The sequence below is a fragment of the Halorubrum sp. JWXQ-INN 858 genome (assembly GCF_009806985.1).
Classification (GTDB): Archaea; Halobacteriota; Halobacteria; order Halobacteriales; family Haloferacaceae; genus Halorubrum.
The window spans coordinates 58,564-79,251 of sequence record NZ_WUAX01000014.1 but is presented as its reverse complement, the minus strand read 5'-3'; the positions used below and the strand labels follow the sequence as shown (position 1 = coordinate 79,251).

The window sequence follows — 20,688 nt, the reverse complement described above, 5'->3', positions numbered from 1 at the left end:
TCCCCCAATAAGTGTGTCGATTAGTGGGGTTGATTTGAACTACTGGATTATTCGGCTCTCTATTTACGCGTCTACTCTCGTGTACGGGTCTCTTACGCTTCAAAAACGGTTTCTATCCGAATCTATATTGTACACTAATTGAAAAACTATGCAAACTCTTAAGTCGAAGTGGCGAGTACGGTGGAACGTAATGGACTTGGACGCGATGGATTTCCCGACACCGGACGCCACGGTCGAATCGATCAGCCCCGAAGCGCTCAAAGCGCGAATAGACGATGGGGAGGACGTGACGCTGCTCGACGCCCGGATGGCCAGCGACTACGAGGAGTGGCGCATCGACGGCGAGAACGTCGAGAGCATCAACGTCCCCTACTTCGAGTTCCTCGACGAGGAGATCGACGGCGACGTCCTCGCGTCGATCCCCGACGACGAACACGTCACGGTCCTCTGCGCGAAGGGTGGCGCGAGCGAGTTCGTCGCCGGCGCGCTGGCGGACCGTGGCTACGACGTCGACCACCTCGCGGAGGGGATGAACGGTTGGGCGTCGATCTACGAGGCCCACGAGGTGGCGGCGTACGACGGTTTCGGGACGCTGTTGCAGTACCAGCGACCCTCCAGCGGCTGTCTCGGCTATCTCGTCTACGACGGCGACGAGGCCGCCGTGATCGACCCCTTGCGCGCGTTCACCGATCGCTACCTGGCGGACGCCGCCGAACTGGGGGTCGAGCTCACGTACGCGTTCGACACGCACGTGCACGCGGATCACGTCTCGGGGCTCCGCGAGCTCGCCGCCGAGGGCGTCGAGGCGGTCCTTCCCGCCGCAGCGGCCGACCGCGGCGTCACCTACACCGACGAGGTGACGCTGGCGTCGGACGGCGACCGCTTCGCGGTCGGCGACGCCGCCATCGAGACGGTGTTCACTCCCGGTCACACGACCGGAATGACGTCGTACCTGATCGACGACGGGCTCCTTGCGACCGGCGACGGCCTGTTCATCGAGAGCGTCGCCCGTCCCGACCTCGAAGAGGGTGACGACGGCGCGCCCGACGCTGCACGCACCCTCTACGCCTCGCTCCAGGAGCGAGTGCTCTCGCTCCCCGACGCAACGCTCGTCGGTGGCGCACACTACAGCGACGCCGCCGAACCAGCCGCGGACGGGACCTACACGGCCACGATCGGCGACCTGAAGACGCGGATGGACGCGCTCTCGATGGACGAGCCGGACTTCGTCCAGCTCGTCCTCGCCGACATGCCTCCCCGGCCGCCCAACTACGAGGAGGTCATCGAGACGAACCTCGGGCGGAACGAGATCGACGACGAGGAGGCGTTCACCCTCGAACTCGGCCCGAACAACTGCGCCGCGAGCCAGGATGCCCTCACGAGTGACTAACGACGACGTTCAACGCGTGTTCCACGACGGCGTTCAACGCGTGTTCCACGACGGCGTTCCACGAGCGATGGACGTCAACGGCGGGGTTCACCACCGATGATCGCGGACCTCCTCGCGCCCGGCACGATCGAGGCGCTGTTCCCGAACGGGATCTCCCGGTACGCCATCGGGGGGCTTCTCGTCGGTCTCGGAACCGTTGTCATCTACCTCGGGACCGGGATCACCGCCGGCGCGAGCACGTTCCTCGAGTCGACGCTGTCGTACGTCTCGGCGCAGTCGCGGTTCGAACAGTACCGGCCCTCGCGCGACTGGCGCGTCGTGTTCACGGTCGGGATCGTCGGTGGCGCGGCGGTCTACGCGCTGATCTATCAGGGCGAAGCGTGGGCGCTCGCGGGGAGCGGCTGGACCACGGAGGTCCAGCCGTGGCGGCTGCTCCTCGGCGGGATCCTCGTCGGGATCGGTACTCGGATCGGAAAGGGATGTACGTCCGGACACGGGATCTGCGGCGTCGGATCGGTGTCGCGGACTTCGCTCGTCGGCGTCGTGACGTTCCTGATCGTCGCGATCGTGACCGCCAACCTCGTCGCCGCGATGGGGGTGAGTCCGTGATGGCCGACCGACACCCGCTGTTCATGCCGCTGGTGCTGGTCGGGGGGCTCGTCTTCGGGTTCGGACTCGGGTTCAGCCACATGGCCCGTCCGGAGGTCGTCATCGACTTCCTGACGTTCCGTGACCTCGGGCTGCTGTTCGTGATGTTCGGCGGGTCGATCGTCGCCGGGCTCGCGTTCTGGGTCGTCCCGCGGCTCCGATCGAACGCGCCGCTCACGGGACGGCCGTACGGCCGACGCCTGAAGTCGTTCGACCGCAACGTGCTGATCGGCGGGTCGGTCTTCGGGGTCGGCTGGGGGCTCTCCGGGATCTGTCCCGGCGCGGCGTACGCCAGCCTCGGCGTCGGCAACTGGCCGATCCTCTACGCCATCGGCGGGATGTTCATCGGCGCCTACGTCCAGGGCGTGTGGCGGAGCCGGGAGCCGTCGGCCGACGCTGACGGCGTTCCGAGCGACGACTGACTGGCAACTCTTCGGTGTCGACCGGGAGCTGATCGGCGACCGCCACTCCAGCGCAACCACTCCGAGCGAAGCTTTATGTACCGTCTCCGCGTAGTATTGCTTCTAATGAACACTACTGAATCCGAACCAACCGACGCCTCCGAGAAGGGCGCGGCGCGCCCACGGTCCCTCGCGGACGAGGCCGCGCTCGACGAGTTCCGAACCGACGTGGACGTCGCTCTCGTGGAGTTTTATACGGACGGCTGCGGGATCTGCCGGAGCATGGAGCCCGTGTTGGGGAACGTCGCCCGGGAACTCGGCATCGCCGTCGGGCTCGTGAATCCCCGGGACGACCCGACGCTCATCGAGCGGTTCGACGTGCGAAGCGTCCCGCTGTTCGTGCTCTTCGTCGACGGCGAGCCCGTCGCACGCCTCGCCGACGGCTTCGTTCCGGGCGACGAGCTCGCGGCGTGGGTCCAAGCGCACGCGACGTAACCCCGTCCGACGTGTCGCGGTTACTCCTCCCGTTCGAGGCGTTTACGGCGGGATTCGAACTCCTCTTCGGAGATGTCGCCTCGGGCGTACGCCAAACGGAGCTCCTCGACGGCGGGGTCGCGTGACTGTCGACCACGGCTGAGGCCACGAACGATCAGGTAGCCACCGCCGAGTACGACCAGTACCACGAGGACCGGCACGAGGAGGCCGACGAGCGGCCACCATCCGTTTCCGCCCCAGGTACCCATCATCCCGCCGTATCCGACCATTCCACCGATACCGACCCCCATCATCAGGAGCGGTACGAGGAGCAGTGCCCCGAGGAGGAGGAGGACGAGCGTCGCCGCATCGACGCCGTCACCTCCCGACATCACCGCTCACCCCGAAGACGTCGCTCTGTTCTTTCATACGGGACGTTTCGGCAGCGATCGCGTTAAGTATATGGGCGATCGGAGTGCGTGACCCCCGCTCATCGCGCGGTGACGGTGAGCGGCTCACTCCGGGAGCGAACCGTTTTCTATCGTGGGCATAAATGGGTCGTATGTCCACGATAACTCCGTCCGGACTGGACGAGCGGCGCACGTCCGGCGAGGACCCGTTCGTCCTCGACATTCGCCCGGTCGACGACTTCGCTCGCGGGCACATCGACGACAGCCACAACGTGCCGGTGTACGGAGACCTCCAGCGTGGAACCGACGCGTCGTTGCGTGCTCACCTGGACGAGCTCCCGGCGGATCGATCGGTCATCGTCGTCTGTAAGGCCGGGATCGTCGCCCGCCGTGCGACCGCGGTGTTGAGCGAGGAGGGATACGACGCGTCGACCCTGCTCGGGGGAATGAGCGGCTGGAACGGCTACCGTAACGACACGCTCGGCTACAAGCTCCGGTCGCTCCTGTGGTCGCTCTCCGGCTGAGCGACCGGGCGCGATCGGTCCGGCGCGGGCCGTCCGCGGACTGTTTGTGGGCCGTCCATCCATCCATCCATTCCGGCCGAGGTCATCGGAAGCAGCCGTGACAAGCCGATCGTACCTAAGAGTAATCCCCGCCGCGTCGGCCGGTTCCCCGGGTAACAGATCAATAACAATCCGCCCCGTCGACGTGTGTCGGCTCGGATGGATATCAGTATCGAGGAAGCGTCGGAGGGGGAGCTATGGAACGACCTTCTCGCGGAGAGCTCCCGTGGCTCGCCGTTTCATCGGTACGAGTTCCTCACTACGTGCGCGGAGTACGCCGGCGCGGTGTGTCGTCCCTACATCGGCTACAAGGGGAACGAGCCGGTCGGGCTGTTTCCCGTCTTCGAGGTGCAAAAGGGGCCGTTTTCGGTCGCGTTTTCGCCGCCGCCAGAACTGAAGGTTCACTACTTGGGCCCCGTCCTGTTGAACCTCGGGGAGCTGAAGTCGCGCAAGCGCGAACAGCGCAACCGGCGGTTCATCGAGGCCGTCCTCGACGAGGTCGAACGCGAGTTCGACCCGCGATACGTCCACGTCCGGACGACGCCGGCCCACCACGACGAGCGGCCGTTCCTGTGGGCCGGCTACGATGGAACGTCCCGTCACACCTACGTGATCGACCTGACGGCGGATCGGGAGGATCTGCTGGCGGGGTTCAGTAGCGACCTCCGGAAGCACGTCCGGGACCACGCCGGTGCGCTCGACGTCTCGCGGGCGACGGGCCCGGAGGTCGAACGGATCATCGAGGAGGTAGCTGCGCTCCACGAGCGAAAGGACGTCGACTACACCGTCCCCCCGCCGTTCGTCAGGGACGTCCACCAACGGCTCCCCGACGGCATGGTCCACGCCCATCTCTGTCGGTACGAGGGCGAGTTCTGCGGCGGCGAGGTCGCGTTGGAACACGACGGCGTCGTGTACGGCTGGCAGTCGGTCGCCGACACCGATCTCCCGGTCCCGGTGTACGACCTCCTGTACTGGAACGCGATCGAGTCGGCTCGGGACCGCGGTTGCACCGGATACGACCTGTTGGGCGCGAACAACCCGGACCTCTGTCGGTACAAGTCGAAGTTCGCCCCGGACCTCCGGCGTTACCACTCGCTGAGCCGGGGCGGCTGGGAGATGAAGCTCGCGGCGAAGGTGTACAAGACGTTCCGGTAGTTGGCCCCCTCCCCGTCCTGAAACGCGAGGCTTTCGCCTCGAACCTTCCGTAACTCGCTCCTCGACGCCGATCACGCCCCGTTTTCGGCCGCGGCACGCTCGCCGCGGCGGACCGCCAGGGCCCCGTGGTATAGGATCGCTGTGCAGACGACCAACGCCGACCCGATCAGGAGCACGAAGCTGACACGATCGAGGGCCGGTACTCCCAGCCAGTCGGCGAGTTCGCCGAGCCCGACCGCGATGCTGGCGACCAGCAACATCCCGCCGAAGTAGATCGTGACGTCGTCCTCCGCGACGTACGCCGTCGCGGCCGAGCCGATACGGGCCCCGAGCGCGCTGCCGATCAACAGCGCGGTGACGACTCCGAGATCGATGACGCCGGCGCGTCCGTACGTGAACGCGCCGATCGCGCCGGACATCAGCCCGCCGAGCAGGCTCGTCCCGACCGCGATGGCGAGCGGCGTCCCGATCACGTAGTAGATCGCTGGCATCCGAACGAAGCCGCCGCCGACACCGAGGAAACCGGAGACGACCCCGACGCCCCCGCCGACGCCGGAGATCGTCCACAGCGAGGCCCTGCTTCCGTCCGCGAGCGTCGTCATCGGCGGGAGGTCGTATGACTGTATCCGTCGGGCGATCTCGGGGACGTCATCCGACGACGCGTCGTCGACCCCGTCCGCCGACGGATCGGAGTCCGCCGCCTCTCCGGGGCCGTCGCCGGTGAGCGCGTTCCTCGTGAACAGGGCCCCGATCGCCGCCAGCAGCAGGACGTAGGCGACGCCGATGACGAGGTTCGCCAGTCCTAAGACCTCGAGCCCGAACACGAGCCGGCTACCGACCTCGATCCCGACGGTTATCCCGACGAACATCAGCGCGCCGAGCTTGTAGTCGACCTGCCCGGCGTCGTGGTGTTTGAGCGTCGCGATGACGGCCGTCCCGAAGACGAACGCCATCGAACTACCGATCGCAACCGGTGCGGGATACCCGAGGATCAACAGGGCGGGGGTGACGAGGAAGGAGCCGCCCATGCCGAAGAACCCGAAGAACACGCCGACCATGAACCCGAAGCCGACGAACAGCACGAGGAGTTCGGGAGACAGACCGAGGACCGTCATCACGCTACGACCGCTGGAGCCGTTCGAAGACGCTCGGCGCGAGCGCGTCCTCGAGTAGGCCGTATCCGAGGTGTAACGCCGCGGCTTCGAGGAGGACGATGATGAGCAGCGCTATCGCTTGCGTCGTCGGCGATGCCGCGCCGAGGGCTTCGGTTACCGTCACGATGCCTCGCGAAGAGTTGTGTGTAGCTGTGTCATCAGCGATCTCTATCCGTAACTACTGCCCGACGCTACATAATGGTTTTGAACTAAAAACACAATACTATATTCGAGTGACGGACCGATAGCTTTGTATAACGTATGTCAACGTAACGGCTCGACGGTCCCTCCCTCGATACGTCGCCGGATCGTTCCGAATTCCGCCGTGGTTCTCGATCCGTCGGCCGATTTAGCGGACCCGAACGCTTAATATCCGTTCGTTAGTATTGTTTTATATGAGCAATATGAGTGTGCGAAGACTGCGGTTCGAAGCGGCGGCGTCGTGGGTGATCGGTTGATGACCGGAAAGTCGGCGGTCATCGCCACGGACCTCTCCACCGCCAGCGAGACGATGATCGAGTCGAACACCGGGCTCGGGTGTCTCGGTCGGATCGGCGTCGGCCGGATCCACCTCGTGACGGTCGTCCCCTCGAACGTGCATACGGGGATGCCGGGGATGCGGTTTCGGGCACGACGGGAGCGTGCGCTCGCCGGATACCGGGCGACGGTCGAGGAGGCCGGCTTCGAAGTCGAGACCCACGTCGTTCGCGGGACGCCACACCGTCGGATCAACGGGATCGCCGGCACCGTCGGCGCGGACCTGATCCTCGTCGGGTCCCGCGGGAAAAGCCCCCTGGAGAACCGTGTCATCGGCTCGACCGCGCGAAACCTCGCACGGACGACGGCCGTCCCCCTCCTCGTCGACCGGATCGAGCGTCGCGTCGACGACCCCGAACCGGTCCGCCGCCACCTGTTCCGTCGGACGCTGTACGCGACGGACTTCTCCGAGAACGCCGAGCGCGCGGCGGACGCGTTCGAGTACCTCCGACACGCGACCGAGGAGGTCACCCTCGTCCACGTCGACAGCCCGAAGGAGCGACTCGACGGGTCCGGCGTCGACCCCGAAGCGGAACTCGAATCGACCGCCGACCGGCTCCGCGAGTGGGGGCTCACGACCCGTATCGACGTCCGCCAGGGTGACCCCGCCGAGGAGATCCTCGCGGCGGAGCGCGACCACGACCCGAGCACGCTGTTGGTCGGATCGCGGGGACGCAGCCGGCTCCGACGGCTCCTGCTCGGGAGCGTCTCCGACACGGTCGTCGCCCGCGCGGCCGGGAACGTGTTGCTCGTGCCGCCGCCACGGTCTACCTGACCGGGCCTGCTCGCTCGGAACCGACGGCGTCCGCTCGGTTCCCGTCGACAGTCCTCTCCAACCCAGTTCTCCCGGGCTTCGTTGAACCCACGTTTTAAGACGTACTTTGGCCCGAAACGGCCGGTCGTCGAAGCGTGCGATCGGGTGGTGCCGTCGCTCGTCGTGTTTATAAGGGGTGGCGGAAGTGTGCCCCGGGTGTTTATTAGGGGCTTTCCGATCCGGACTCCGTTATAAGCGGCCGGCCGATACGCGGCCGCTTCAGCGAAGCCGCGCGACGACGACGAACGTCTCGGGACGGGTGGCCTCGGAGACGACCTCGAACCCGCCACGTTCGAGGGCGTCGACCGCGTCGACGGCGGCGTACCGCTCGTCGGTCGGTGGCCCGCTCTCGCCGCTCCCGTCGGCGGACCAGTCGGCGATCACCGCCCGAGCGCCGGGGCGGAGGACACGCGCCACCTCGTCGATGGCGGCGTCGCTGGCGAACTCGTGATACGTCATCGTCGAGAACACGCCGTCCAGCGCGTCCGTGGCGAACGGGAGGTCGGCCACGTCGCTCGTGACACACTCGACGTTCGCCGGGACGCCCTTCTCGCGGTAGGCGTCGTGCATGGCCTCCTGTACGTCGACGGCGTAGACGGTCCCCGCCCGCGGGGCGACGTCGTCCGTGTAGAAGCCGGTTCCGCTCCCGAGATCGGCTATCACGTCACCGTCGACCGGGTCGAGCGCGTACAGCAGCTCCTCTCGCGAGAGCCACCGGTACCGGTTGGCCGCGTCCTCCAGTCGATCCGCCTTTCCTGCGTCGAACGTGTGAAATCCCATCGTGTGGTGTCTCGCTCGTAGCTACCTCTGTCCGTCGGCCGCTCGTTCGCGTCTTCGACCGAGTTTCCGTCCCGTCGGTCGCCCGTTTACGTCGTGGTTCCGCTCTCAGGCGGTATGCCGCTCGATCGCGGCCGTCAGGCTCTCGGCGGTCTGTGCGCCGACCATCCGGTCCGCGAGCTCGCCGTCGACGAACAGCAGGAGCGTCGGGATCCCCTGGACGCCGTACTCTCCGGCCAGGCCCTGGAACCTGTCGACGTCGACCTTGAGCACGGCCGCGTCGGTGTCGGCGGCCAGCGCCTCGATCGTCGGCTCCATCATCTGGCAGGGCCCACACCAGTCCGCGTAGAAATCGACGAGAACGACGTCGTACGCCGACACGGCGTCCTCGAGGTCCCCTTCAGCACCCAGCGCGATCGGTTCCGTCGGAACGGGCTCGCTTTTCGAACTCATCGCTTCCGGCTACGACGTGTACACTTATAATAGCTTTGGATAGTTTTTACAATATTGAATGGCAACCGAACGCCCCTATACCATGCGAGTGTGGGCGGCTTAACCGACGATACTCTGGCTATTCCGTCTGAACCGGTGTGGTCATGAGCGCTCGGCTTGGTCCGTCCGCCACACGGGCAGGGGGTCCGTCTCACCACCAATACTGTGCCCTATCGCACTCAGGCGGCGTCTGCTTCGATTGGAGGTATAACCGCCCCGTAAGTTATCCATGGTCGCGGAGGGGTTACCGAGATATAGTATTGTGCTGTTTAGACACAACTGTTATAACGGCCTGACGGGTACGATACGTTGAACAGAAATGTATCTGATTCGAACTACTACCTGCGTCGGCCGGAGGGCGAATCGATGGCTGGATTAGCGGTTCCCACGTGGGACCCACAGACGGCGCTGTTGATCGGCGTGATACTGCTGGAGGCCGTCGTGTTGTACGTCGGCTACGGCGGCCTCGAGCGGCTCGTCGGACCTCGCGTCATGGACGTCCTGGTCGGGGGTGACCAACGTGCTGGACAGTAGCTTCGCTCTCTTGGGCGGCTCGCCGGAGCTGCTGGCGCTGTTCGTCGGCTTCGGGCTCGTCGTCGGCGTCCTCTTCGGGTTCTTCGGGATGGGCGGTTCCTTCCTCGTCACCCCCGCCCTGTTGATGATGGGCTACGCGCCGCGGGTCGCGGTCGGTAGCGGGATGGCGTTCGTCTTCGGGACGGCCGTCATCGCGACGCTCAAACACCACGACCTCGGGCAGGTCGACTACAAGCTCGGCGTGATCATGATCGCGGGGACGACGCTCGGTATCGAGGTCGGGCGCGCGAGCGTCTTCTATCTGGAGGCTCTCGGGCTGGCCGGCGGCGTCATCAGCGTCGCGTACGTGCTCCTGCTCGGCGGTATCGGGCTGTTGGTCACTCGCGAAGCCCTCGCCGGCGACGGTGCCGGGATCGATCACGACGCCGCGGACAAAGACCTCAGCGACTACGAGATCCCCCCGGTGGCCAAACGGATCCAGGAGACGGTTCGGATCCCGCCGATGGTCTCCCTGCGCGGCGACGTACAGGTCTCGGCGTGGGTGATCACGTTCGTGGCGTTCCTCACCGGCCTGTTGTCGGGGTTTCTCGGGGTCGGCGGCGGGTTCATCCGCATGCCGGCGATGATCTACGCCATCGGGGTCCCGGTCCCGGTGGCCGTGGGGACCGACCTCTTCGAGATCGTCTTCTCCGGCGCGATCGGGAGCTACCTCTACGGACAGGGCGGCGGCGTCGATCTCGGTATCGTCGTGCCGCTCCTGTTCGGTAGCGCGCTCGGGGCCCGCGTCGGCTCGGCCGCGACCGCCGTCGTCGACGCCGACGGGATCAAGGTGTACTTCGGCGGGATGCTCCTCGTCGGCGCGCTGGCGGTCGGCATCGGCGAAGTCGGGTCCTACGTGGGCAGCGAGCTTCTCGAGACGCTCGGGCTGCTGCTCGTGATCGGCGCCGCCGTCGTCGTCGCGGCCGCGATCCTCTACACGGCCCTGCGGTCCCTGCGCGCGACGCGCCGCCGAGGGGCGGCGTCACCGGAGTAAGCTCCCCTTTCCCGCCGACTGCACCGGTTTCTCCGTTGATCGCCCCGGCTTTCATCGGGCCGTTCCGGTTCGCCCGACTACGCTTCTCGGTCGAGCCGTCTCGGTCGTGGCCGGCCTCCGAGAGCGGTGTCGAGCGTTCTCCGGGTGTGGTCAGGCGCTCCATTACAAAGGCCGTCATCTCCCGTTCCAACGGTACACGTCGGCCCCGCTCGGGGACTCGACTACAACCATCGTCGTCTATGACCCCTATGACCCGACAGAACCGTTTCCCGTCGTTCTCGTCCGTTCTCGCCCGTATCGTTCCCACGCGGCATCCCGTCATCCCCGCTCCTCCCGTCACGGATGTCGATCGCTGACCGGATTTCGCGCGGGGTGAGCGCGTCGTTCGGGGCGAACCTGATCGACACGCTCGCGAACTCGCTGCTGATCGTCATCCTCGCGCGGTACCTGATGACCCCGGAGGAGTACGGGCTCTTCTTCTACGCGCTGTCGATCATCGGCGTCGTCGCGATCTTCGGAACGCTCGGGCTCCCGTCGTCCGCCGGCCGCTACGTCACGGAGTACGGCGAGGTCGACCGCGATCAGGTCCGCTACGTCATTCGCTCCTCGCTTTGGACGCTGCTGCTCCTCTCTCTCGGCGTCGGCCTCGCCGTCTCCGCGGGGAGCCCGCTCATCGCCGACTACCTCGACGAGCCGGGGCTCGCCCCGGTGCTCGTGTTCGGGATCGGCTACATCGTCTTTCAGTCGCTCCGGAAGCTGCTCGTCAGCGTGTTTCAAGGGCTCAACCGGGTGGACTTGAGCGCCCTCGTCAGCGCGCTGTCGGCGATCGTCCGGTTCGTCTTCGTGATCGCACTCGTCGGGCTCGGGCTCGGCGTGGTCGGCGCGTTCCTCGGCTACATCATCGGGTTCGCGGTGGCCACGGCGGTCGGTGGGGTCGTCCTCTACCGCCGGTTCTATCGGACGTACGACCCGTCGGTCGCTCGCGACAGCGACCTCGTTCGGCGGCTCCTCGAGTACAGCGTCCCCCTGACCGCCACCCGCGGGGCGACCGTCCTCGACAAGCGGGTCGACACGATCCTCGTCGGCGCGTTGGTGAACCCGGTCGCCGTCGCCTACTACACCGTCGGCAAACAGGTCGCACAGGTGGCGGTCACCCCGGCGACCTCGCTCGGGACGACGATCTCCCCGACGGTCGGCGAGCAGAAGGCCGGAGACAACCGGGAGCGGGCCGCACGGATATACGAACGCTCGCTCGAGGCGGTGCTCATCCTCTACATCCCGGCGGTCGCCGGGCTGTTCCTCGTCGCCGACCCGCTCGTCCGCCACGTGTTCGGCCCCGACTACGTCGGTGGGGTCATCGTCGTCCAGATATTCTCCGTGTACGTCCTCGTGAACTCGATCTCGCGGATCACGAGCGACGGCCTCGACTTCCTCGGTCGGGCGCGACACCGGGCGATAATCAAAACGACCATGGCGGTCGCCAACTTCGGGCTCAACCTCCTGTTGATCCCGGAGTTCGGCGCGGCCGGCGCGGCCGTTGCGACCGTGATCACCCACAGCGGCTACGTGTTCACGAACGTCTTCATCATCACCCTCGAGCTCCCGGTCTCGTTCGGCCGCGTCGCCCGTTCGTCCGTACAGGTCGCCGTCGTCTCCGTGGTCATGGCAGCTAGCGTCGCCATGCTCGTCCCGTACGTCTCGGGCGTCCCGACGCTCCTGGGAGTCGTCGGCGTCGGCGTCGCTATCTGGGCTGGGCTGTCCGTTTCGACCGGGATCGTCGACGTCGCGGAGATACGTGACTACTTCGCCTGATGGCTCCGCCCGACCGGAGGGGCGAGGGCCGAGACCTACCGCCGGTCGACGAGGTCCTCGACCGCGGCCCCGGTCGCGATGATGAACGACTCGCGGTCCCGCTCGGCCTCGTCGTCACAGGCGAAGACGACGTGGCGGCGGCCGCCGCGGTTCGTTTCGCGGACGGTCCATTTTCCGGGCGAGTATCCCAGGTCCGCTACCGGGTCGGGATCGGGTGGGAGCCGCTCCCATTCGCCGAACGACATTGACACCATCGTCAGATGTCGCTGCTCTCGATCGTGACTTCGAGAACGCCGTCCACACTCATCGAGGTGAGCTCTCCGGAGTAGCGGAAGCCGTCGATGCCTTTTGCAACGACGCCCACGACGGAACCCTCATCGACGACGTCGTCCATGTCGTCCCACACGGTGTTGCCTTCGGAGCTGATGGTCTCGTCGGGCTCGATGTCGCCGGAGACGTGGAACTCGTAGCTCGCGATCGAATCGACCCGCGTCCCGTCGACGATGATCCGGTTCGAGAGCTCGCCGTCCGCTCCAGTGGGGAGTTCGTCCTCGTTCTCGTCTTCCTCCTCGTTCTCGTCTTCCTCCTCTTCGGGATCGGAGGGTTCCTCCTCTTCCTCTTCTTCTTCCTCTTCCTCTTCCTCTTCTTCTTCCTCTTCTTCCTCCAGGGTCGTGCCGTACTCCTCCATCAGCTCCTCAATGGTGAGCTCCTCGTCGTCGGCGTACAGCGTCAGGCCGTCGACGTCGCCCGTGACGTCGATGTCGAGGAGGCCGCCCAGGAACCGGAAGGAGTCACCGCTCTCGCCGCTGCCTCCGCCGGTCGAGCCGGTCGCGGTCCACGTACCGTCGTCGTTCTCGGACGCGCTGTCGGTCGGTGCCGAGCGGTTCGCACGGAACTCGTCGCGGTCGTACAGCGGCGTGATCTCGTCCGTGGCCGTGAACGAGTAGTTGATCCCGCCCGAATCCGTCGTCACGAGGACGAGCTCGGTCGAGTCGTCGACCGCGTAGTCGTCGTCGTCATCCGTTCCGTCGGTGTCGGTGAAGGACCCGTCGGTGCTCGGCTCGTCCGCGTCGGGTACCGTACAGTCGCTGCCCTGGCAGACGTTCGTGAACCAGTCCGGGACGTCGAGGTCGCCCGTTCCGGTGACGCTGATGTTGTTCCCGGTCCAGCCCTCAGCGCGGGAGCGCTTGGGAGCGATCGCGGCGATGTCCCTGTCGTTTCGGATCCGAACGTTCTCCATGTGACCCGTGCTCAGCGGCGAGTCCTTCGAGAAGCGGATCGGGCCGCCACCGCCGAGGTCGTCGCCGGTGTGAATGATGTCGACGTTCTCGATCACCATGTCCTGGGAGTGTTCGTAGTTCCCGATGCGGATCCCGCGCTGGTTCCGGCCACCGCCGCCCGCCACCGGCGCGGAGTCGTCGTTGAGCACCACACAGTTCCGCACCGTGCTGCCCCGCCCGCCGATGCGGATGCCGGCGATGTTGTTGTTGTGAACGAAACAGCTGTCGACGACGACCTTCCCGCCCTCGCCCTTGCCGGGCGACGTGGCGTAGATGCCGTTGTCGGTAAACCCTCTCACGTAACAGTTCCGGAACTCGACCTCGCCGGCGTGGTCGCCGGGGACGTAGAACGCCCGCCCGCTCGTTCCCTCGGCGGACCCGTCGGGGAAGTTCCAGTTGTCGACGACGACACGTGCGCCCGACTCGGCCTCGAATCGGTTCCGCGACTCCTCGACGGTGCCCCGAACCGTGAAGTTCTGGATCGCGATCGTTCCCTCCTCGGCGACGATCGTGTTTCGGTACCAGTCGTCGACCGCGTTCAGGATGACCTCGCCCTGACCGATGACCGCCGCGTTCCGGGTCGCCGCGCGGTGGAACCCGCGGCCCTCCCAGTCGTACTCGCCCTCCGGGACGCGTACTTCAGTCCCGTCGACGAAGTACTCGTCGAGGTACGGGTCGATCACGTCGCCCTCGGAGAGCCCTTCCTCGCCGAGATCGACGACCCGATCCGTCTCGAGTCCGTCGAACGCGGAGGCGGCACCGACGCCGCCCGTCGCCGCGATCGCCGCACCTGCGCCCGCGATCTTCATGAACGACCGCCGGCCGACCCCTGACTCGGTAGGGACCTCATACTTCGGACCGGAGTCGGTATGTCGATCGTTACTGTCTCCGTCGTTGGAATGGCCTTTCGCCATGTCCGGGTAGGATATGCTTACAGAAGAATAGCTATCGACCGGTTCCTTTGACACGCTCCGTACTTACCCGTCCATGGCTCACGGGTGTTTGCGCGCACACTTCGTTTCGTTATGGATACCTTGATTCGAAATCACGGGACGCTGCTCCGTTTATAATATTTGCTTACCCGCAGTACGGCTGTCGTACCTCGGGGGTCCGAGGGCGCACCGTCGGGGCTTCGGCGGTAAGCTCCCGTTTTCGGGGTCGTATGATGGGATTACCGACCGTATGGTGACGTTATCGACTGTATGGAGCGGTTACCGGCCGGCCGTCACTCGCCTGCCCCGCTCTCACTCGCTGGCGACCTCCAGGATCGTGTCGACCATGAACTCCGTGACGTCGTCGGCCCCCTCGAGGTAGGCGTCGCGCTTCCGCTCCCATCGGTCGGGCGCGTCCGGGTCGCCGGCCAACTCCACGGCCCGGTCGACCGCCCGTCCCTCGTCGCCGTACGACTCGACGATCCCCGCTTCCCCGAGCACCTCGAAGTTGCTGAACTCGGTGCTCGTGTACGAGCCGGACCTGACGGTCGGCGTCCCGAGCAGTCCGGCCTCGGTCGCCATCGTGTTCGAGTCCGTCACGACGGTCCCGGCCTCCGCGAGGAGGTCGTGTATCGCCGCGGGCGGAACCGGGACCGGCTCCGCCGACAGGTCCGTGGGGATGCCGTCCTCGGCGGAGACGTACACCGGTCCGAACGCGGACAGCTCGTCGACGAGCCGCCGCTTGGCGTCCGATGAAAGCCCTTCGAGCCCGACGTCGTGGTGTGCGCCCATCGAGACGAACCGCAACACGGCGTACGGCTCGTCCGGGTCGACCCCGTGTTCGCGGAGCCGGTCCCGGTCCGCCTCGAACCGGTTCGGGTGGAGGTACGCCAGCTCCTGGACGCCGTCATGGCGGCGGTGGGGCGTCCCGTAGTCCGTTCCGAACGTCGTCGACGTACACAGCCGGTCGATGAACGGCAACAGCGCCTTGGTCATGCGGGTCGTTCCCTCGTGGTCGTGGAACACGACGCTCTTCGCGCCGGTCGCGGCGGCCGCGGCGACCGCGGTCGGGCTCACGCGACTGACGATCACGTCCGGCTTGTACCGCCAGTCGTACCGGACCATCCGCGCGCCCCGGAGCCCCCATTCCGAGAGCAGCCCGGTCTTCCGTTCGCCCATCGTCGACAGGACCGTGTGCGGGATCCCGTAGGCGTCGAGGAGGTCGGTCGTGATCTCCTTCCGGCGAGAGGTGACTACCACGCCGTGGCCCGCGTCGGCGAGGTCCCGGATCGCGTGCCGGAACAGGTGGACGTGTGCCGGGTGAGTGACGTCGAAGTGGATCCGGCTCATCCGTCCACCCGCGACGTCCGCGAGGCGACGGTTCCCGGTCGGTGACGCGGTGTTCGTCGGGAACGATCCATCGGCGACGTGTCGGTGGCGGAACGGGCGTCTCTTGCTACCATGTGTGGCTCGCTCGCGACGTGGCGAGCGGTGGACGGGCCTACCTCGAACGACGGCTTAGTTATGCGACGCTTTCGCCTCTCAGTCAAGCGGTCGCTTCCAGGTTGGGCGAACGCTTTCCGATCGCGAAGGGGGTTCCGGTCGTCGTCGAGACCGTCGGTTTCGGTCGACGCTCCGGGGACCTTCACGCCCCGGACTCGACGTCGACCCAGATGTGGAGGTGTCGATACGCGTCCTCCTCCGTCGGCGTCTCCGGCGCGTCACCCCGGTAGAGATAGTAGCCGATCCGAAGGTTCTCCCCGACGAGGACCGGCGTGACCTCGTGGGCGTACTGTTCCCCGTCGCCCGGCGCGACGGTCGTCGAGGTTCGATCCAGCTGTGTGACCTCGATACGGACGGTCTCGCCGTCCTGTTCGGTGACCCGTTCCTGCATCACGACGACGGTGTAGTCGGTCTCCGTGGCCTCATGGCTCTCGATTCCCCACGTGAGATCGGTCGGATCGCCGCGGGTGAGGGTCTCCGGATACCCCGCGGAGACGAGCTCGTCGCCGTCCTCCGTCACCAGGTGGAAGTCGGTGTACGTCTCGCCGTTCATCGGGGTCGCGACGGCGAACGCGAGCACGCCGGCGGCGAGGACGACACTACACACGAGCGCGACCGTCAGCACCCGGTTCGCCGTCGACCCGGTCGTGACTCCCTCCTGCAGCTCCGTCACCCATCCGCTGAACGGAACGTACAGCCGTTGGTTCTCGGGCAGCTGAAGGCGTCGGAAGGCCGCGGCGGCCCCGACGACCACCACGTAGCCGGCGACGACACCGAACACGGCGGTCTCCGTGAACTCGGTGAAGACCTGTCCGGCCGCGAGCCCGAGGATCGGCAACACCGCCACGCTGAGTCCGACCGCGATCACGGCACGTTCCCGCAGGTCGATCCGGGTTCGGTCGCCGTGTCCGCGGCGCGGTCGCGTCTCCTCCCCGTGCCACGGGAACAGGGCCGCCGCGGTGACGTATCCCGGAAGGAAACACGCGGTTACCGCCCCGAGGATGACCCGAAACACCCCGCCGATGTCGAGCAGTAGCGCCCCGTACGTCCCCCCGACGACGGCCGCGACGAGCACGAGGTCGATCGGGAACCGTTGGCCGAACGTCGGCTTGTGAACGGTGTGTGTCTCCGGACTCATCTGCGACCCGGTTCCGGGACCGTCGGTCGGTGCTCGGTACGGCGTCGTGAACACATGTGTCGGGTACCGGCGGTACGCGGACATTGTAATGAAGCGATTACCCCGACCGATGTCGAGAACCTCAAACCTACCGAGCGCCATTTCGATCACGATGCATCCGTTCCGGCCCCACCGCGTCGACGGGGCGTTGTATCGATCCGACCGGATCCGACGCCGCCTGCACGGTCCCGCGGCCTGCACCGGCCCCCGATCTGGAACCGATCACGGCGGGATCGACCGCCGCGACAGCGGGACCGAGGGGATCCGCAGTGACTGACACGTGGGACCGGATCGGCTACGTCATCAGCTCCGGCTCCCGGACGACGGTGCTCGCACGGCTCGCGGACCGTCCGGCGACTCCGTCGCAGATCGCCGACGAGGCGGGCGTCGCGATCGGGACGGTCTCGACGGCCCTCTCGGGGCTGTCGGACCACGGGCTCGTCGAGCTGCTCGTCCCCGAGGACCGTCGAAAAGGCCGAGTGTACGGCATCACGTCGTTCGGGGAGACGGTCTGGACCGAGATCCACCGACAGGACCTTTCGAGCGGGACGGGCCGTGAGCGCGCGTGATGGGCCGACGGCTCCGGGGATGAGCGCACGTGATGGCCCGGCGGGTTGAGGGATTTATAACACGTCGTAGCCGGTGATCCGCCACTCGCCCTCGGAGAGGATCGGATGCCACCGCTCCCGGTCGCCCAGGTAGTCCCACATGACGAGGTCGGTTCGGAGCGACGCCCACTCGGGGCCGGGGCGCTCGTCGCGAAGCACCGTCACGACGTCCGCGCCCCGATCGCTGGCGTTCGCGCACGCGCGATCGAGCAACCGCTCGCCGACCGCGGCCGTCGGCCCGACGAGGTCGAACACCCGAGCCTCGGTCAGCCCGTCCTGGTAGATCAGGCCGGTACAGACGAACCCGACGACGGTGCCCTCCCGCGTCGCGACGAGCGCGGTCGCGTGGTCGTAGTTCACCATGTGTTCGACGTGCTCGCGATCGCGCTCGAACGCCACCTCGGCCCGATCGACCTCCGCCGCGAGGCGATCACGCACGTCCTCGACGTCCGAGGGTCGATACGGGCGGATCGTGACGTCCTCATCGCTGCGGCTGCCCTCTCTCTCCCCCTCCTCTCCGTTCGCACGCGCGGCGCGGGAGGCGGACGCGATCGGCCGGCTCACCGTTCCGGAGGTGACGAGCTCGGTTCCCCGTCCGAACAGCCAGTCGGGGAGGACCGCGCCGGCGACCGCTCCGCCCACCGCCGCGAGCGCGTCGACGCCCGGGTACGACGGAAGGACGTCGCTCCCGTGGTCCATCACGAGCCGCTTCGGCGAGAGCGGGCGGATGTGTAACGGGAGCGTTCGGTACTCCCATCCCCGGCGGAGGTGTGCGTCCGTCGAGACCTTCCCGTGACGGTTGTACGTCATGACCACCGGGGAGCCGGACGCACGGCTGTACGCTTTGGACTCCTCGACGAGCCGGGTGAACAGCCCCTGTTCGCGGTGGTCCGGGTGGACGACGGCCCCGCCTTGGACGTGAACCGGGTGGGACTCGCCGCCCGGGGTCCGCAGGCGTTTCGCGAAGACGCGCCTGGCGGCGACGACGCGGTCGTCGGCCTCGACGACGAAGTCGTGTTCGTCCGGGTCGTATCCCGGGAACTCCTCGTACTTGAACCGGAAGTACGCCTCGTCGCCCCAACCCTCGAACGCAGTGTTCAAGAGGTCATACAGGGAGCCGCCCCCGTCCGTTCGCCCGCTCCCTCGTTTCGCCCCGGTCATGCGTCGCTCGCGGTGCCGCTGATCCGATACAACCGGAGGTTCCCGTTGTCCTGGACCCTGTTGACCCGGTGGTCCCGATCCAGCCGCTCGAAGCCGTCGGCGGTGTACCGGAGCTCGTCGTACAGCGTGATCTCACGGTCCTCGTCCCTATCCGCGATCACGAGGTAGCGATCGTCCTCGTAATGGGTCGTGAGGTTCGTGCTGAACACCTCCCCGGTGACGCCCTCCCCGTATCCGGGGAAGTCCATCTCACGCGTCGTCTCCCGGCCGAAGTGCGCGTCGAGGTACCGCCGCTGTCCGCTCCGAAGCCCGAGCAACTCCGTCTCGTCGTCGTGATATTCGATCGCGACCTCGTGACCGGTGAAGTCCGACGCGGTGACCTGCTTGTTCGGCTGGTACATGTACGGCGCTTGGTGGACGACCACGAGCTGGGCGGCGAGCATCAGCATGATCACGACCACGACCGCGCCCACCACCTGCGACCGCGAGACCGACACGTCGGTCCAGAGCTCGGGCGTGTCCAGGCGGTCCAGCAGGACGGTGAGCGACACCGCTCCGACGACCGTGACGAGCACCATGATCGTCCCCAGGAACCGGAAGTAGTGGTCGCCCTGGTTCGCGAGGAAGATGACGACGAACAGCATCGAGACGGGGACGAGTCCCGCGGTCAGGTAGGTGATGGCCGCGTTCCGCCGGGACTTCCGCGCGTCGAGCTTGCCCGAGAAGTTCAACAGCATGAGCCCCCCGGCGAGGAGACAGAACACGAGCGAGACGGCGAACAGCTTCACGAACAGCTCCTCGAAGCTGCCACCCAGTGCGACGAGCGACGTCCCCCGCTCCGCGGTCTCCGTCCCGGTCGTCGCCCCGCTCGTGGTGAAGCCCTCGATCACGCCCTCGAACCGGCTGACGGCGCGGTCCTGACCGAGGGTCCAGGCGAAGAACGCGGCCCCAACGACGAGCGTGTGGACGCCGACCCCTCGGTGTCTCGCGATCGGTCCGTCCCCCTCGGACCGTCGGATGACGAACTGAAGGACGACGAGCGCGACGAGGAACGTCAGGAACGTCATCGTCTCCTGTGGATGGATGAACACGAGCGCGACCGCCGCCAGGGTGAACGCGGCTCCCATCGGGGTCGTGAGCCCGAACCCGTCGCCGTCCGAGTAGAGGTACCGGAAGAGGAGGAACAGCACGAACGGGACGAAGAGGATCGCTTGGCTCGACGGATGGATGACGACGTGCAAGCTGATCTTGTTGATCGGGATCAGGAGGAGGGCGGTACAGAACCCGACCGTCGCACCCCATCGCGAGTTCGTGATGTACCCGACACAGAGCGGCATCGCGAGGAGGTACACGAGCGGGAACAACAGCGTCGCGACGATCTGCAACGTTCCCGCCAGGTCGAGGCCGGTGAGGCTCGACAGGGTGATAGCTATCAGGTGATCGCCCGGATACAGGACCTCCTGGGGCTGGATGACCCCGCCGCGGATCTCGCGTGCCCACCCGAGGTGGCTGAGCGAGTCGCCGGCCCCGTAGTACGCGTACGAGCGGAGGACGGGGATGGCCACCACCGCGAGCACGCAGAACGCTGCGAGCACCATCGCGGCGTCGATCAGTCGTCCCGATCCGGACACGAACAGGGCGGTCACGGCCGCCAGCAGGCCGATCCCGATCCCGATCCAGAACACGACCGGCGTCGCGCGGTAGATCGAGAGCTCGTACCCGGCCGCGGGCGTCGTGTACGCGGCGACGACGGCGACGGTGAACGCGAGGAACCCGACGGTCAGTACCCCTAATTCGGTAGGCGTCGTAGAGTCACCAGTCATATGTCGGTTT

The 20,688-nt window shown here is 66.7% G+C and carries 22 protein-coding genes; 11 read left to right on the top strand and 11 right to left on the bottom strand.

The features are described from left to right. Window positions 1–196: 196 nt before the first annotated feature. From GRS48_RS11410 to GRS48_RS11395, 4 genes are all read left to right on the top strand, one after another. The gene (locus tag GRS48_RS11410; RefSeq protein WP_394351204.1) at window positions 197–1,390 is read left to right on the top strand and encodes an MBL fold metallo-hydrolase; all 1,194 of its coding nucleotides are present in this window, start codon (window positions 197–199) and stop codon (window positions 1,388–1,390) included. Between the two features lie 96 nt (window positions 1,391–1,486). After that, window positions 1,487–1,999, top strand: a complete 513-nt coding sequence (locus GRS48_RS11405) for a YeeE/YedE family protein (RefSeq protein WP_159486590.1) — start codon at window positions 1,487–1,489, stop codon at window positions 1,997–1,999. Continuing rightward, window positions 1,999–2,460, top strand: a complete 462-nt coding sequence (locus GRS48_RS11400; RefSeq protein WP_159486588.1) for a YeeE/YedE family protein — start codon at window positions 1,999–2,001, stop codon at window positions 2,458–2,460. Before GRS48_RS11405 ends, GRS48_RS11400 begins: the two co-directional genes overlap by 1 nt. A 105-nt stretch (window positions 2,461–2,565) precedes the next feature. Beyond that, a complete protein-coding gene (locus tag GRS48_RS11395) occupies window positions 2,566–2,934 on the top strand; it encodes a co-chaperone YbbN (RefSeq protein WP_159486586.1) in 369 nt (122 codons plus the stop codon). 20 nt (window positions 2,935–2,954) lie between these two features. Here GRS48_RS11395 and GRS48_RS11390 read toward each other — a convergent pair whose 3' ends face one another. Next, a complete protein-coding gene (locus GRS48_RS11390; RefSeq protein WP_159486584.1) occupies window positions 2,955–3,305 on the bottom strand; it encodes an SHOCT domain-containing protein in 351 nt (116 codons plus the stop codon). A gap of 170 nt (window positions 3,306–3,475) precedes the next feature. On the opposite strand from GRS48_RS11390, the gene GRS48_RS11385 reads away from it, so the two are divergent. Together GRS48_RS11385 and GRS48_RS11380 are read left to right on the top strand one after the other, a co-directional pair. Further along, window positions 3,476–3,847, top strand: coding sequence for a rhodanese-like domain-containing protein (locus GRS48_RS11385; RefSeq protein ID WP_159486582.1), 372 nt, complete (start codon window positions 3,476–3,478; stop codon window positions 3,845–3,847). A gap of 198 nt (window positions 3,848–4,045) precedes the next feature. After that, on the top strand, window positions 4,046–5,041 hold the full coding sequence (locus tag GRS48_RS11380) for a GNAT family N-acetyltransferase (protein ID WP_159486580.1): 996 nt from the start codon (window positions 4,046–4,048) through the stop codon (window positions 5,039–5,041). 71 nt (window positions 5,042–5,112) lie between these two features. On the opposite strand, the gene GRS48_RS11375 is transcribed toward GRS48_RS11380, so the two are convergent. Together GRS48_RS11375 and GRS48_RS11370 are read right to left on the bottom strand one after the other, a co-directional pair. Beyond that, entirely contained in the window at window positions 5,113–6,156 is a 1,044-nt protein-coding gene (locus GRS48_RS11375; protein WP_159486578.1) for a sulfite exporter TauE/SafE family protein, read from the bottom strand. Between the two features lie 4 nt (window positions 6,157–6,160). Continuing rightward, on the bottom strand, window positions 6,161–6,319 hold the full coding sequence (locus GRS48_RS11370; protein WP_159486576.1) for a hypothetical protein: 159 nt from the start codon (window positions 6,317–6,319) through the stop codon (window positions 6,161–6,163). 333 nt (window positions 6,320–6,652) lie between these two features. On the opposite strand from GRS48_RS11370, the gene GRS48_RS11365 reads away from it, so the two are divergent. Continuing rightward, window positions 6,653–7,507 (top strand): universal stress protein, encoded by an 855-nt coding sequence (locus tag GRS48_RS11365; protein ID WP_159486574.1) that lies wholly within the window; start codon window positions 6,653–6,655, stop codon window positions 7,505–7,507. A 258-nt stretch (window positions 7,508–7,765) separates the two neighbouring features. Here the strand turns inward: GRS48_RS11365 and GRS48_RS11360 are convergent, their stop codons facing one another. Continuing rightward, complete coding sequence (locus GRS48_RS11360) at window positions 7,766–8,326, bottom strand: class I SAM-dependent methyltransferase (protein ID WP_159486572.1); 561 nt, start codon at window positions 8,324–8,326, stop codon at window positions 7,766–7,768. A gap of 105 nt (window positions 8,327–8,431) precedes the next feature. Continuing rightward, the gene (gene trxA / locus GRS48_RS11355) at window positions 8,432–8,776 is read right to left on the bottom strand and encodes a thioredoxin (RefSeq protein WP_159486570.1); all 345 of its coding nucleotides are present in this window, start codon (window positions 8,774–8,776) and stop codon (window positions 8,432–8,434) included. A gap of 348 nt (window positions 8,777–9,124) precedes the next feature. Between trxA and GRS48_RS11350 the strand changes: the two genes are divergently transcribed. From GRS48_RS11350 to GRS48_RS11340, 3 genes are all read left to right on the top strand, one after another. Then, on the top strand, window positions 9,125–9,349 hold the full coding sequence (locus tag GRS48_RS11350; RefSeq protein ID WP_159486568.1) for a hypothetical protein: 225 nt from the start codon (window positions 9,125–9,127) through the stop codon (window positions 9,347–9,349). Beyond that, window positions 9,336–10,382, top strand: a complete 1,047-nt coding sequence (locus GRS48_RS11345; protein ID WP_321168415.1) for a sulfite exporter TauE/SafE family protein — start codon at window positions 9,336–9,338, stop codon at window positions 10,380–10,382. Before GRS48_RS11350 ends, GRS48_RS11345 begins: the two co-directional genes overlap by 14 nt. A 372-nt stretch (window positions 10,383–10,754) precedes the next feature. Beyond that, window positions 10,755–12,194, top strand: a complete 1,440-nt coding sequence (locus GRS48_RS11340) for a flippase (protein WP_321168414.1) — start codon at window positions 10,755–10,757, stop codon at window positions 12,192–12,194. A 35-nt stretch (window positions 12,195–12,229) separates the two neighbouring features. Here GRS48_RS11340 and GRS48_RS11335 read toward each other — a convergent pair whose 3' ends face one another. The 4 genes from GRS48_RS11335 to GRS48_RS11320 form a co-directional block, all read right to left on the bottom strand. Then, window positions 12,230–12,439: a hypothetical protein gene (locus GRS48_RS11335; RefSeq protein WP_159486564.1), complete on the bottom strand. Its 210-nt coding sequence runs from the start codon at window positions 12,437–12,439 to the stop codon at window positions 12,230–12,232. Window positions 12,440–12,450: 11 nt separating this feature from the next. Further along, window positions 12,451–14,283 carry a right-handed parallel beta-helix repeat-containing protein gene (locus GRS48_RS11330; protein ID WP_159486562.1) on the bottom strand — a complete coding sequence of 611 codons (1,833 nt, stop codon included), beginning with the start codon at window positions 14,281–14,283 and terminating at the stop codon, window positions 12,451–12,453. Between the two features lie 435 nt (window positions 14,284–14,718). After that, complete coding sequence (locus GRS48_RS11325; protein WP_159486560.1) at window positions 14,719–15,756, bottom strand: DUF354 domain-containing protein; 1,038 nt, start codon at window positions 15,754–15,756, stop codon at window positions 14,719–14,721. Window positions 15,757–16,051: 295 nt separating this feature from the next. Beyond that, window positions 16,052–17,047 carry a DUF1616 domain-containing protein gene (locus tag GRS48_RS11320; RefSeq protein ID WP_159486558.1) on the bottom strand — a complete coding sequence of 332 codons (996 nt, stop codon included), beginning with the start codon at window positions 17,045–17,047 and terminating at the stop codon, window positions 16,052–16,054. 308 nt (window positions 17,048–17,355) lie between these two features. Here GRS48_RS11320 and GRS48_RS11315 point away from each other — a divergent pair, with 308 nt between their 5' ends. Then, complete coding sequence (locus GRS48_RS11315; protein WP_321168413.1) at window positions 17,356–17,655, top strand: winged helix-turn-helix domain-containing protein; 300 nt, start codon at window positions 17,356–17,358, stop codon at window positions 17,653–17,655. Window positions 17,656–17,709: 54 nt separating this feature from the next. Here the strand turns inward: GRS48_RS11315 and GRS48_RS11310 are convergent, their stop codons facing one another. Together GRS48_RS11310 and GRS48_RS11305 are read right to left on the bottom strand one after the other, a co-directional pair. Beyond that, window positions 17,710–18,855, bottom strand: a complete 1,146-nt coding sequence (locus GRS48_RS11310) for a GNAT family N-acetyltransferase (protein ID WP_159486556.1) — start codon at window positions 18,853–18,855, stop codon at window positions 17,710–17,712. Continuing rightward, entirely contained in the window at window positions 18,852–20,678 is a 1,827-nt protein-coding gene (locus tag GRS48_RS11305) for a hypothetical protein (protein WP_159486554.1), read from the bottom strand. Before GRS48_RS11305 ends, GRS48_RS11310 begins: the two co-directional genes overlap by 4 nt. Window positions 20,679–20,688 lie beyond the last annotated feature (10 nt).